Origin of the sequence: Halomonas sp. CnH100-B (assembly GCF_024124605.1) — a bacterium.
Classification (GTDB): Bacteria; Pseudomonadota; Gammaproteobacteria; order Pseudomonadales; family Halomonadaceae; genus Vreelandella.
This window is the reverse complement of the sequence record NZ_JAMXRX010000002.1, coordinates 182,037-194,933: the sequence shown is the minus strand read 5'-3', so window position 1 is coordinate 194,933 and position 12,897 is coordinate 182,037. Positions and strand designations below refer to the sequence as shown.

Here is a 12,897-nt window from a genome sequence, read left to right as displayed (position 1 = left end):
CTTTCCTGCATTCATTCAAGTGGCGAGTGCCACGCGCTGGCCCACAGTGTACAGGGATACCCTGGCAAATACGTCAGGCGTGCTGCTGGTAACGAGCCAACGCGACTTCGTAAGATTTGTGGATATGGTCATCCATCAGTGCCCGTGCAGCGGTGGCGTCGCGCTGAAGCGCCAGTTCGACCAATTCGTGGTGCTGTTCATCCAGTTCTTGGCGGATGGTGGGCATCTTTGGCCCTAAACGCCGATAGCGGTCGAACTGGTCGTGCAACTGCTCAATAAACCGTAATAACCACACCGAACCACAAGGTGCCACGAGCGTGCGGTGAAACTGAGTGTGCAGCCGTTCCCACTCCTCGCCTTTATCCAAGGTAATGTCGGCGCGCTTGAGCCGATGCGCTGCCGCCAGCAAATCGGCTTCCCATACGGCATCGCCGTGGGCAATGGCCCGCTCTAACGCCATGCCCTCCAACTCGGTGCGCAGCCGGGCAATGTCATCGAGCTCTTCGCGGGAGAGCTTGGGTACCCTGAACCCGCGCTGATTCTCCTGCACCAGCAGCCCATACGCCGCCAGCTTGTTCAGCGCCTCACGGAGCGGACTGAGGCCGACTTGGTACTGCTCTTTCAGCGCGTTGATGGCGAGTTTCTCACCCGCTTTGAAGCGACCGCCGACCAAGTCCCGACGCAGCACATCATAAATAGGGCTTGAGGCGCTGCTAGTGGGAAGCTGCATATGCTTGTTCATTCCGGAGTCCTTTTGCATACCTTTGCCAGGGATCGGTTAACGAAAAACCCATGGTGACGTGTTGACGCCTCTTGCGGGGCTCACCTATATTCTATTTTAGATAAAATAATCGATTTTTTAATCTACAAACGATAAACAGGGCACTCTTTTTATGTTGCTGACCCCATGGCCTACTCTTCAGGCGTTAACCCCATGAAGCAAACCGCACTCTTTTGGGCATTTTTCCGCGTCGGCATTTTCGGCTTTGGCGGCGGACCCGCCATGATACCGCTGGTGAGAGCGGAAGTCGTGACACGCCACCAGTGGCTCACGGATGAAGAGTTTGCCGACGTGCTCGCCATTGGCAACACCCTACCCGGCCCCATTGCCACCAAAATGCCCGGCTACATCGGTTATCGCGTGGCAGGCACCAGCGGCTGCGTTGCTGCGGTCATCGCCGTCATTTTGCCGATGATCGTTGCCATGATTGTGATGCTAGGCATTTTTAGCCGCTACCGCGACGTGGGTTGGATACGCGGCATGGGGCAAGCGGTCGTTCCCGTGGTCATGGTCATGATGGCTCAGCTTACCTGGGACTTCTTCGATAAATCCAAAGCCGCCCTGGGCTGGCTTGTCAGCCTCGTTATGGCGGTCATCGCAGGTGGCGTGATTTATTGGCTCGGCGTTCACCCCGGCTGGGTGATTGGGGCCATTCTGCTCGCCGCGCTGCTGCGTCCTTCCGATAAAAAACGCGCGGAGGGTGCCGCATGATTTATTGGGATCTCTTTTTAGCGTTTTTCATTCCTAACATCATTGGCTACGGCGGTGGCCCCGCCATCATTCCGCTGATCGAAGCGGAAGTGGTAGGCCGCTACGGCTGGATGACCTCACAGGGCTTTGCTGAAACCTTGGCGCTCGGCAATGCGCTCCCTAGCCCAATCGCCACCAAAATGGCGGGCTATGTGGGCTACGAGGTCGCCGGCATTGGTGGGGCGTTCGTGGCCGTGGCTGCCACGGTGGTCCCTTCCCTGCTGCTCATGCTTGGCGCACTCGGGCTTCTCTATCGCCACCGCGACTCCCCGCGCGTCAAGCGCATGAGCCAGTGGGTACGCCCCGTCATTGCCATAATGATGGCGTGGCTTACCCTCGGTTTTTTCACAGAAAGTATGGCGGCAAGCGGCCTCCTCCACACGCTGATTATCGGTATCGTGGCCGCGATTGCGCTTGTGCGTTTCAACACCCATCCCGCTTTTGTCGTTATCGGCGCCTTGGTGTATGGAGGGATTTTGTTAGGCTGATAACCTCTCTTAGCGCCCTCCTTCACGAGAAAGGACTCCCATGCACAACAACGCTCTCTATTACCCCAGTGCCTCACGTCGTATGGCCACTTTCGGCAAACGCGGTATGGTGGCCACCTCTCAGCCGCTCGCCGCCCAGGTAGGTATCACTATTTTGCAGCAAGGCGGCAATGCCATTGATGCGGCGATTGCCACCGCCGCCGCGCTCACTGTGGTAGAGCCTACCTCAAACGGCATTGGCAGCGACGCCTTCGCAATTGTGTGGGTCGATGGAAAGCTACATGGCCTCAACGCCAGCGGCCCTGCTCCGCAGGCGGCCACCATTGAGGCTTTGAAAGCGCTTGGCCATGACGCTATGCCTAACCATGGCATGTTGCCGGTTACCGTGCCTGGCGCGCCTGCGACCTGGGCAGCGCTCTCTGAGCGCTTTGGTAAACTGCCCTTTGCGGATCTGCTAGCGCCTGCCATCGCGCTGGCAAAAGAGGGCTTTGCGGTGACGCCGGTGATCCACCAAATGTGGGAAGAGGCCTTCCATCACTACGCGACCTACCCCGACGCTGCCTTCCAACCCTGGTTCGACACCTTTGCCCCCAAAGGCCGGGCACCACGCCCTGGCGAGTTATGGTCCGCCCCTGACCACGCGAAAAGCTTAGCCGCGATTGCCAACACAAACGCCGAGGCGTTTTATCGCGGTGAACTGGCTGAGGCCATCGATACGTTCTCCCGCGAGCATGGCGGCTTAATTCGTAAAGAGGATTTGGCCGCTTACCAGCCCGAGTGGGTCGACCCGATTAGCGTGCGCTACCAAGGCCATGATATTTGGGAAATTCCACCGAACGGTAGCGGTATGATCGTGCTGCAAGCACTCGGCATGCTGGAACGGTTAGACCAGTGCCCAGGCGATGCGGTTGAAACCCTACACCGACGAATTGAAGCCACTAAACTTGCCTATATGGATGGCTTCAAGCACATCACCGAACGCAGCGCGATGGCCCCCACCACCGAGCAAATGCTAGATGATGCCTACCTCACCGCACGCGCTGCGCTGATCGGTGATCAGGCCGTTGACCCGGCGCACGGCAACCCGTTGCAAGGCGGCACCGTCTACCTAGCCACAGCTGACGACGAAGGCAATATGGTGTCGTTTATCCAAAGTAACTTTAAAGGCTTTGGTTCTGGCATGGTGGTTCCCGGCACCGGGATTAGCCTGCAAAACCGCGGCTGGTCGTTCTCGCTAGATCCTGAGCACACGAATGCCCTGGCTCCCGGCAAGCGCACCTACCACACCATCATTCCAGGCTTTATCACCAAAGATAATCAAGCCGTTGGGCCGTTTGGCGTCATGGGCGGCTATATGCAGCCTCAGGGCCAAGTGCAGGTGGTCACCGCCATGATTGAGGATCAGTTAAACCCACAGGCCGCGCTGGATATGCCCCGTTGGAAATGGACCACCGGCAGAACCGTGGAAGTGGAAGCCGACTTCCCCAACCATTTAGCGCTGGCCCTCGCTCGGCGCGGCCACAAGATTGTTAAGGTGGCGGATTCGATTAGCTTTGGCCGTGGCCAAATTATTCTCCGTAATTCTGATACCGGTGTGCTGCAAGGCGGTACTGAACCTCGCACCGATGGGGCCGTGCTGCCGCTGTAGCGCTTTTCACCCCATCACCTGCTGCCCTCTCAGGGGCAGCAGGCTGGCTATCAACGCCAAAGCACCGCATCATGGCGGCCTACTGATGCTGGTGCTCCTTACTTTTCGATGTTGCTAACGCCATGATGCCGTCTCCTTCCTCACCTTCCCCCTCTCCGTTTAGCGGCTTCTTTAGCGTGTTTCGCTATAGCCGCCGTGCGCTGGCACTGGTATGGGACACCTCCCGCTGGATGATGCTGGGCTTGGCGCTTTGCACGCTGGTGGCTGGCGTGCTGCCCGCTGTGGCGGCTTATGTGGGCCAGTTGATTGTCGATGGCGTGCTGGCGGCGATGGAAAGCTATGAGTCGGCGAGCAACCCTGACTTATGGGCAACGCTCACTCCAGTGTTGGGGTTAGTGGCGTTGGAAGGCGGTATCATTGCCCTGATGGCGTTGGCCCAGCGTGGCCTCTCGGCCCAGCAGTCGCTGTTAAGAGCGCTGCTCGGGCAGAAAGTGAACGTGATGATTTTGGAAAAAGCGGGCACGCTGTCGCTGAGCCAATTCGAGGATTCGGAGCTTTATGACCAGCTCACCCGCGCCAGGCGTGAAGCCTCGACCCGCCCACTAGCGCTGGTCAATAAAACCTTTGGGCTGCTGCAGAACGCCATTTCCCTCGGCAGTTTTGCCTTCCTGTTGGTGCAGTTTTCTCCCTGGGCACTGCTGATCTTAGTGGTGGGAGCGCTGCCAGTGTTTCTTTCCGAAGCGAAATTCTCCGGCGATGCCTTCCGGCTATTTCGCTGGCGCTCGCCACAAACCCGCATGCAGATGTACCTGGAAACCGTACTGGCTCGTGAAGACAGCATTAAAGAGGTCAAACTGTTTGGTTTAGAGCAGCGCTTTCTGCAGCGCTACCGAGATATCTTTCATCAGCTGTTTGCCGAAGATCGCCGCTTGACACTGCGCCGAGAGGGTTGGGGGTTCGTGCTCGGGCTATTGGGTACGCTGACGTTCTACGCGGCCTATGGCTGGGTCGTCGTCGAAACCGTTATCGGCGCGCTAACGCTGGGTCAAATGACTATGTATCTGATGGTCTTCAAGCAGGGGCAAAGCGCACTGTCCGCCAGCCTTACAGCCGTGAGCGGCATGTATGAAGATAACCTCTACCTCTCCAACCTCTACGAATATCTGGAACAGCCCACCGAGACCGATACGGGCCATGTGACCCAGGGCGTCATCCCCAACGATGGGCTACGTTTCGAGCAGGTGAGCTTTGCGTATCCCGGCGGCCGTGAGGTGCTGCACGATATTTCGCTGCATATCGTCCCCGGCAGCAGTCTTGCCCTAGTGGGTGAAAACGGATCGGGCAAAACCACCTTGATCAAGCTCTTGACCCGGCTCTACCGTCCCACAAAAGGTCGAATTTTGCTAGACGGCAGCGACCTCAACGAGTGGGACACCCAAGCGCTGAGGGCACGGGTGGGCGTAATTTTTCAGGACTTTGTACGCTATCAGCTCACCGTTGGGGAAAACCTTGGGGTAGGCGACACCACCGCCTTCGATGATCAGCAGCGCTGGCAGCAGGCGGCGAAAGACGGGCTGGCCGATCACTTCATCAAGCGCATGCCCGACGGCTACCAAACCCAGCTAGGGCGCTGGTTTAAAAACGGCCAAGAGCTCTCCGGCGGCCAGTGGCAAAAAGTGGCACTCTCCCGCGCCTATATGCGCAAAGAGGCCGATATCTTAGTGCTAGACGAACCCACTGCCGCCATGGATGCCGCCGCCGAAGCGGATGTCTTTGCCCGCTTTCGTGATCACAGCCGCGACAAGATGACGATTTTGATCTCCCACCGTTTTTCGACCGTCCGCAGCGCCGACCAAATTATCGTCATCGACCAAGGGCGCATCATCGAACGCGGCACCCATGAAACGCTGCTCGACGCCAACGGACGCTATGCGTCGCTGTTTCATTTGCAGGCGGAGGGGTATCGATAAGTGGTTAGTTAAGCTGCTATCGAAAAGCACGTTAAGTCTCATTATTCATCATTAGCCAAAGACTCTTACAACGTGAAGAAAAGTGACATTTCCCCTCGCACTATCGACTGACATCATTGCCTCGTTTACTTTACAACATATCCCATGGCTCATTTTTCGAGGCAACGAAAATGAACAACCGCCTACACTCCATCAGCGTTAAATACTCTGTCGCTTTTATTAGCGTTGCGCTGGCGTTATTGATTATTTTTATTGTCGACTTGCTTCTGGTAAATAGCGTTCAACATCGCATGTTGGAGTTTAGCCAGCGGTTCGGGCCAGCCACTGCTGCCGTGATCAATGCTGACCGTGACCTGCATCAAGCCCGTATTGCCGAAGCGGAGTACGTCCTTGTGAGCCCCGACAGTAGAGAGTCTGCCGAGCTAAAAGCGACGTTCGAAGAGAATGTCCAACAAGCGTTAGACGGTATGCATCGATTTAAAGAGATCATGCAACAGCAGCCTCACATACTCGAACAACTTGCTCTTTTTGACACTTTATTTAACCAGTGGAAAACCACATCTAACGCGGTTTTCGATACTCACCAGCGTGGTGATTTAAACTCAGCATTACAATTACACAAGCAGGAATCACTCACGACCTTTAATGCACTAAGAGAACTCTATAACACGGCTGGTGAAGCCGTCGTAGACGTCGCGAGTAATACCGAAGCGGCAACGGTTGCAAAAGTAAAACGCCAGGAGTGGATAACAGGAACGTTCTCGGTCGCTGTTTTCCTAGTGGCTATCTTCATTGCCTTGGCAGGCCCCATCACCATGTCACGGGCGATTCGCCAGGTGACGGCACGCATCAAGGACATCACCGAGGGCGAAGGCGACCTTACCGCGCGCATTCAAAGCCAGCGCCGGGATGAAATTGGCGAGCTTGCCCAACAGTTCAATGCCTTTATCAACCGCATCGACGACACGCTACAGTCCGTCAGCCGAAGCACCGTGAGCCTTCAACACGCCTCGACTGAAATCGCCAAGGGTAGCCAAGAGCTCGCCTCGCGCACCGAACAGGCCGCGGCCAACTTGCAGCAAACCTCTGCCTCTATGGAGCAAATAGCGGCGGTGGTGAACAATGCTTCGGAGTCTGCCCAACAAGCCAACCAGCTTGCACTATCAACCCGCGACATTGCACATCAAGGTCTGAATGCCATGCAGGGCGTTCAGAAAACCATGGGCAGCATTAGCGAGTCGTCCAGCCAAATCGGTGAAATCGTGACTATGATTGAAAGCATTGCCTTTCAAACGAATATTTTGGCACTTAACGCCTCAGTGGAAGCGGCACGAGCGGGAGAGCATGGTCGGGGCTTTGCCGTCGTCGCACAGGAAGTGCGTATTCTAGCCAGCCGCACCAGCGAAGCATCAAAGAGTATTTCAGAGTTAATCAGCACTTCGTCTGAGCGAACACTCTCTGGTGTATCCCAGGTTAAAGCAGCTAGCGATACGTTACACAGCATGATGCAAAGTATTGAACGTGTCGCCGATGTGGTCGCAGAGATCAGCGCAGGTGCCAAAGAGCAGAGCGTGGGCATTGGTCAAGTCAATGACGCGGTGAACGAACTGGATAGCATGACGCAGCACAATGCCTCGATGGTGGAGGAGTCTAGCGCTGCCGCCGCTGAGCTGCGTGAACAGGCAGATCGACTGAGCGCATTGGTGGGCTCTTTTAAACTGAGCAATATCCCACCCATCGTTGATTCAGGGCGTCACGTATCTCTTGATCAAACTAATAAAAGCACACTACAGTTAGCCTCAACGCTACCTAGAAATTTGGTTCGTCAGTCTACCCCTGAATGGGAGTCTTTTTGATGATGCCCACTAAGCCAATCGTTTAACCCTATTCATCTCTGCGTCTTCAGGCTCCTCCCTGGCACCTGAAGGCGCTTTTGCATTGCCGACTCAGGCATTGCGTCAGTGCGCTGGCAATAACACTTACTTAAAACGCTGCGCGTACCTATTTGAAAGGACATATCATGCCGCCCAGTGCGTTAGTGATTGATGATGACGTCGATATCCAGCTGCTAGGCAAAATGTTGCTAAGCCGCCATGGGTTTGACGTTGCCACCGCCGGATGCTTGGGAGAGCTGGCGCGTAAACCTACCCTACTTAACACTAACCTAATCGTGCTGGATTTTGGCTTGGGCGATTTTACCGGGCTGGATATACTGGATTATCTCTATGATCTAAAAATGAATGCGCCTATTTTGCTGTTAAGCAGCTGCTCTGATGAAATTGCCGCGCACGCAATTGCCGAAGGTAAATCTAAGGGGCTAAAGATGCTGGGCTTTTTACCTAAGGCCAAGCTAATGACCGGCCTTAGCGCGTTTATCGAGCAAATTGAGTCATCGCCGAAACCACCCTCGGTGGGCGAGCTGGCCCAGGCGATCAAGCAGCAGCATATTTGCCTAGCACTGCAACCAAAGGTATCGCTGGCGACAGGTGCAGTTGTGGGCGCAGAGGCCTTAGTGCGCTGGGAAGATCCAACGCGCGGTACCATTTACCCTGATAACTTTATTCCCCTGGCCGAAAGAAGCGGACTGATGGTGCCGCTGACTTGGTGTATTTTAGAGCTCTCGTTTGCACAGCTGGCTGCTTGGCATGCCCGTGGGTTGCCGCTAAGCATCGCCGTTAACGTGCCTGCAGAATTTATCAAAGCCGAAAAAATGCTGTCGATGTTCGATACGCTCTGTAGCAAGTACCCCATCGATATGACCAAGGTCACGTTGGAGTTGACGGAATCCGTCGGCGTGGAGTGCTTGGGTTATGCTCGACACGTCTTGGATGAACTACGTAAACGGGGATGCAAGTTAGCGCTTGATGACTTCGGCACGGGTTACTCATCGTTAACACAGCTCTACCGACTGCCGTTTGATGAGTTAAAAATTGATCGAAGCTTTGTATCCCTCATCGATAGCGAGCCCAGCGCTCAAGCCATTACGCTCTCCATTGTCGAGCTTGGCGCGCGTCTCGGGATGAGCGTCGTGGCAGAGGGGATTGAAAACGCAGAGCAGCAGGCGCTGCTCGCCAAAGCGCACTGCCCCGTTGGGCAAGGCTACTTCATCTCTCGCCCTCTCTCGTCAGTGCAGTTCGATGGGTGGTTGGATCATCAAATGACAATCGCTAAGCGCGCCTAGTCGCCGCCCCTGGTCGACAACACCCAGCGCTACCCTGAGTAGCGCTGGTATGGCCTCAAGCTGCCAACAATCCTTGCGCCAACAACGCTTGCTCGGTCGTGAGTTTCAGCGCTTCTAGCGCGTCCAACAACCCCGTCACCGATGTATCGTTGTCATGGCTGGCGCTCTTCTCCAGCATGGCGGCTTTCTCGGCAATGGCGGCACAGCCTAGCGAGGCAGCCGCTCCTTTGAGTGAGTGCGCTTCCTTACGTAAGGACTCACTATCCCCCGAAAGCCAGCACGCTCGTAGGCGAATCAAACGCTCCTCCAGCCGGGTCAAGAACGCGCTCAACAGCGCATTGAGCGATGTGGGGTCGAACGCCTCCTGCAGCTCAGCGCAAATCTTACGATCCAATACCTCCGGCACGTCCGCGGCATCCTGTAGCAAACTCCCCTGCTCGCTGGCGGAGCGCTCGCCTGACTCGACACTTTCCTTGGGCAGCTCAGCGCTCGGGACGTAGCGACTAATCAGTTGATACAGCTCTTCCCGGGTGAACGGCTTGTTGATCATGTCGTCCATCCCGCTGTCGAAGCAGCGCTCACGGTGTTCGGGCATGACGTTTGCCGTCATGGCGACGATGGGCAGCCTGGGCAGCGCGTTCGCGGCCTCAAAAGCCCGCCAGCGCAGCGTGGTGTCAGGACCATCCAGAATCGGCATCTGCATATCCATCAACACGAGGTCGATGGCCGTATACTCTTCTTGAAGCTGCGCCAACGCCGCCTGACCGTTATCGGCAATGGTCACCCGCTGCCCAAGCTGCTCCAACATGACTTTTGCGACGGTCTGGTTAATGGGGTTATCTTCCACGATCAGGATATGGTGGTTATCTGCCAGCGCCGCTTGCTGCTCGCTGCGGTGATAGACCTCTATCCCTTCTGTTTCCGGCAGCGCGACCGTAAACCAGAAGCGGCTACCCAAACCTACTTGGCTAGTCACACCGATCTCACCATCCATGGCGTGAACGAGCCGCTTACAGATGGCGAGCCCCAGTCCCGTCCCTTCGTGGCGCCGCGCAATCGAGGTATCTACCTGGGAAAAAGCGGAGAAGAGACGCTCCTGATCTGCCGCCTCAATACCGCACCCCGTGTCGTACACCTCGAACAGCAGTCGATGGTCATCCCCTGGCGAGGCGTGAAACTTCACAAACCCCTCTTCGGTGAATTTCAGCGCGTTGTTGATTAGATTCATCATCACCTGACGTAGGCGAGCGATATCCCCCACCACGAACCGAGGCAGCGACGGGTCGATGGAGTAGTTGAACACAACCGGCTTGCTTTTTTCCTGCAGCACATAGCCCGTACAGAGCGACTCGATGCATTCGCGCAGGTCAAAGGGACGAGCGTCCAGATCAAGCCGTCCGCTCTCTATCTTGGTGTAATCCAGAATATCGTTGATCACGGCGCGCAGGCTCTCAGCGCTGCGTTTGAGTGCTGACAAGTAGGCGTGAGCCTTGGGCGTGTGCACTTCGTCACTCAATAGATCGGCCATCCCTACCACCCCGTTGAGCGGTGTGCGAATCTCATGGCTCATCACGGCCATGAACTGGGACTTGGCTTGGCTGGCGATTTCAGCGCGCTTGGCCGTCTCTTTCAGCTCTCGGCTCTTCACCTCTAATGCCTGGGCTTTACGAAGGCTCACTTTTCCTTCGATGAGCAGGGCGCGAACCAATAGACCGCCCGATAACATCAGCGAGAGCAGAATGATCAACGCCAACCCGTAGAGCTGCGTCATCTTTTCGCGCTCAAGCGTGCGCAGTCGCGCCACGCTTGCGTTGGTCTCTATCAAGATGGTGCCGGTAATTTGCTGTAGTTGAACCGTGCGCTCCATGACGTGACGAATGAGTTCGTCGTTTAGCGCGCTGGCATCGTCCCATAGCGGCTCGATCAAATGGTCGATGTCATGAATCACGGCGGCCGCCTTTTCTACCAGCGCATTCACACCCTCGATCTTTGATACCGCTAAATTGATCTCTCCCTGCTGAAACAGCGTCTTGCGGCTAAACAATATTTCAAAGCGCAGCAGCAAATCCTCGCTACTCATATGACCCAGCTGGCTATCCACCAGCGTCAGATGAAACTCGCGCACTTCCCTATCAAACTGATACCCCGTCCACACGAGGTTTTCTAACAGACGATTTTCGATGGCGTGCTGACGTTGGAAGATGACGCCACCCGTAATGATGGCAGATAGAAAAAAGAGGATCGCTGAGAACGTAGCGACCCTCACACGGCGCGAAAAGTAGTGCCTAATAATGGGTAGCATGGCGTTTACCTAACAATATTGCGCCCGCTACTCGACCTCGATGCGCTTGACCTGCCACACGGAGCGGGTAAGGATCTCTTCGTTCAAGAGCGAGGGGTTTTCATCGAAGGGATAAATGATGAATAGCGGCCCGTGATCACGAATTCTCAGCGGCTGTCCATCGGCCTGCATGGCCAAAATGACGTCATGTTCATAGAAATCACTGACCGGTACCGTGGAGGAGTAATCATTGAGCGCCACGACGTTCAACTGCTCCCCTTCAACACCCACGGCGTCTAATAACGCTCTTCCCAGCGGCCCTTCAAAACTCACGACGCCGTCATGCCACGGCGTGCTAGTGACGGTGGTACGCTGCGTGAGCGCTTCTAGCATCGCTTTATCGAAATGCGCTTCGTTACCCACATTGGTGTGAGTAATGTTGCCCGTCACTTCTAAAATGACGCTGCCGGTCGGCGCCTCGAGCGCCTGCGCCACATTGAAGAAAAACGCACCGGCTAGGAAAACAAGAGCTTTATTAATCAGACGCTTAGCCATTTTTCACCTCCTAGGTTGTAGGCGAATTATAGCGCTACGACTTAAGCGTTAACTGTAAACCTTTGTGTCGCTACCCCTACCTAAACTAGAATTAAGGCATGAGTTCTATCCCCATTGGTGTGAGGTTTATCACACGATAAAAATAGGTAACTCACCATGCATATCGGCGTGCTGGAAGATGATCTCGACCAACAAGCGTTCATTGAGCAGTGCCTGCTTTCTGCAGGGCATCGAGTCTCGCTCTTTGGCAGGGCAAGTGAATTAAGGCGCGCAACGCAGGAGCAGCGCTTCGATTTCCTCATCATCGACTGGCGCCTGCCGGATGGCTGCGGCATGGACGTGGTCAGCCACTTGCGACAAAACGACGGTTGGCGTGGCCCCATTCTGTTCATTACCGCAAGCCAGGGGGAAGACGACGTGGTCAAAGCGCTGGAACAAGGCGCCGATGACTTTCTAGCGAAGCCGCTGCGCCCCAAAGAGTTTCTCGCCCGCGTCAGCGCCTTGGGTCGCCGCGCCGGTTACGACACACCCCGCCCCTCTGCCACCTGCCCCAGCGCTTTCTCAATCAATACCGATGAGCACACCATTTGCGTCGATGGCCATGCCGTTGAATTGACCGAACGCGAGTACCGTCTGGCCACGCTGTTCTTTTCCAAAGTGGGTGAACTGTTGAGCCGTGCTCATTTACTGGAATTGGTTTGGGGCATCAAAGGCGATGTCTCGACACGCACGGTGGATACCCATGTCAGCCGTTTACGCCGCAAGTTAGAGTTGGACGGTCGGCACGGGCTACGCCTTCGCAGCGTCTACCAATCGGGCTACCGCATGGAAGTGTGCAGCATCTCTACCGTAGAGCAAGCGGCCAATTGACATAAAAAAGCCGACCTTGCGGTCGGCCAAAAGCTGATGAGAGTCTGCAGACTGGCAAATTGCCTGCAGCGATGCCTGGGGAAGGCATCGCCAAAACGCTGGTTCAAGCGGCTTGGCGATGCCCTCTCAGGGCGCTAACACCGATCGAAGACGACCCCTTCTGTGCATGACGCCCTTTGCGAGAGTAGCTGCCTTTGCCTTTCTTAGGCGTTTGCTGCTGCATTTTGAACATGGGCGTACGTAATTGTGCCTTTAGCGCGTTATTGCGAACCTTATGCTGTTTCACACTGTACTCCTGGTTTATTAAGAGACGCTTAATAAGGCGGCGTGTGTTAGCCGCCGCCCTTAGGAACACCCGCTGCGCCAACAGTTC

11 protein-coding genes are annotated in these 12,897 nt (G+C 55.7%); 7 read left to right on the top strand and 4 right to left on the bottom strand.

From position 1 onward, the window contains the following. Positions 1 to 73 precede the first annotated feature (73 nt). Positions 74 to 742 carry an FCD domain-containing protein gene (locus NH398_RS04420; RefSeq protein ID WP_159341355.1) on the bottom strand — a complete coding sequence of 223 codons (669 nt, stop codon included), beginning with the start codon at positions 740 to 742 and terminating at the stop codon, positions 74 to 76. A 192-nt stretch (positions 743 to 934) separates the two neighbouring features. Between NH398_RS04420 and NH398_RS04415 the strand changes: the two genes are divergently transcribed. From NH398_RS04415 to NH398_RS04390, 6 genes are all read left to right on the top strand, one after another. After that, positions 935 to 1,492 carry a chromate transporter gene (locus NH398_RS04415; protein WP_253016818.1) on the top strand — a complete coding sequence of 186 codons (558 nt, stop codon included), beginning with the start codon at positions 935 to 937 and terminating at the stop codon, positions 1,490 to 1,492. After that, on the top strand, positions 1,489 to 2,019 hold the full coding sequence (locus NH398_RS04410) for a chromate transporter (RefSeq protein WP_253016817.1): 531 nt from the start codon (positions 1,489 to 1,491) through the stop codon (positions 2,017 to 2,019). The genes NH398_RS04415 and NH398_RS04410 overlap by 4 nt, the downstream gene beginning before the upstream one ends. 40 nt (positions 2,020 to 2,059) lie before the next feature. Beyond that, entirely contained in the window at positions 2,060 to 3,667 is a 1,608-nt protein-coding gene (locus NH398_RS04405; RefSeq protein ID WP_253016816.1) for a gamma-glutamyltransferase family protein, read from the top strand. 122 nt (positions 3,668 to 3,789) lie between these two features. After that, positions 3,790 to 5,637, top strand: a complete 1,848-nt coding sequence (locus NH398_RS04400; protein ID WP_253016815.1) for an ABC transporter ATP-binding protein — start codon at positions 3,790 to 3,792, stop codon at positions 5,635 to 5,637. A 116-nt stretch (positions 5,638 to 5,753) separates the two neighbouring features. Continuing rightward, on the top strand, positions 5,754 to 7,493 hold the full coding sequence (locus NH398_RS04395) for a methyl-accepting chemotaxis protein (RefSeq protein ID WP_253016814.1): 1,740 nt from the start codon (positions 5,754 to 5,756) through the stop codon (positions 7,491 to 7,493). A 164-nt stretch (positions 7,494 to 7,657) separates the two neighbouring features. Then, positions 7,658 to 8,818: an EAL domain-containing response regulator gene (locus NH398_RS04390; RefSeq protein ID WP_253016808.1), complete on the top strand. Its 1,161-nt coding sequence runs from the start codon at positions 7,658 to 7,660 to the stop codon at positions 8,816 to 8,818. A gap of 55 nt (positions 8,819 to 8,873) precedes the next feature. On the opposite strand, the gene NH398_RS04385 is transcribed toward NH398_RS04390, so the two are convergent. Then, on the bottom strand, positions 8,874 to 11,120 hold the full coding sequence (locus NH398_RS04385; RefSeq protein ID WP_253016806.1) for an ATP-binding protein: 2,247 nt from the start codon (positions 11,118 to 11,120) through the stop codon (positions 8,874 to 8,876). A 27-nt stretch (positions 11,121 to 11,147) separates the two neighbouring features. Next, on the bottom strand, positions 11,148 to 11,654 hold the full coding sequence (locus NH398_RS04380) for a molybdopterin-dependent oxidoreductase (RefSeq protein ID WP_159341347.1): 507 nt from the start codon (positions 11,652 to 11,654) through the stop codon (positions 11,148 to 11,150). A gap of 156 nt (positions 11,655 to 11,810) precedes the next feature. Between NH398_RS04380 and NH398_RS04375 the strand changes: the two genes are divergently transcribed. Continuing rightward, positions 11,811 to 12,524 (top strand): response regulator transcription factor, encoded by a 714-nt coding sequence (locus NH398_RS04375; RefSeq protein WP_159341346.1) that lies wholly within the window; start codon positions 11,811 to 11,813, stop codon positions 12,522 to 12,524. A 103-nt stretch (positions 12,525 to 12,627) separates the two neighbouring features. Here the strand turns inward: NH398_RS04375 and arfA are convergent, their stop codons facing one another. Further along, entirely contained in the window at positions 12,628 to 12,810 is a 183-nt protein-coding gene (arfA, locus tag NH398_RS04370; RefSeq protein ID WP_159341345.1) for an alternative ribosome rescue factor ArfA, read from the bottom strand. Positions 12,811 to 12,897 lie beyond the last annotated feature (87 nt).

What these genes read in the sequence shown, in the direction of transcription:
- NH398_RS04410 (WP_253016817.1), top strand. Translation starts at nt 1,489, where the DNA reads ATGATTTATTGGGATCTCTTTTTAGCGTTTTTCATTCCTAACATCATT.
- NH398_RS04390 (WP_253016808.1), top strand. Translation starts at nt 7,658, where the DNA reads ATGCCGCCCAGTGCGTTAGTGATTGATGATGACGTCGATATCCAGCTG.
- NH398_RS04400 (WP_253016815.1), top strand. Translation starts at nt 3,790, where the DNA reads ATGATGCCGTCTCCTTCCTCACCTTCCCCCTCTCCGTTTAGCGGCTTC.
- NH398_RS04385 (WP_253016806.1), bottom strand. Translation starts at nt 11,120, where the DNA reads ATGCTACCCATTATTAGGCACTACTTTTCGCGCCGTGTGAGGGTCGCT.
- NH398_RS04405 (WP_253016816.1), top strand. Translation starts at nt 2,060, where the DNA reads ATGCACAACAACGCTCTCTATTACCCCAGTGCCTCACGTCGTATGGCC.
- NH398_RS04415 (WP_253016818.1), top strand. Translation starts at nt 935, where the DNA reads ATGAAGCAAACCGCACTCTTTTGGGCATTTTTCCGCGTCGGCATTTTC.
- NH398_RS04380 (WP_159341347.1), bottom strand. Translation starts at nt 11,654, where the DNA reads ATGGCTAAGCGTCTGATTAATAAAGCTCTTGTTTTCCTAGCCGGTGCG.
- NH398_RS04375 (WP_159341346.1), top strand. Translation starts at nt 11,811, where the DNA reads ATGCATATCGGCGTGCTGGAAGATGATCTCGACCAACAAGCGTTCATT.
- NH398_RS04420 (WP_159341355.1), bottom strand. Translation starts at nt 742, where the DNA reads ATGAACAAGCATATGCAGCTTCCCACTAGCAGCGCCTCAAGCCCTATT.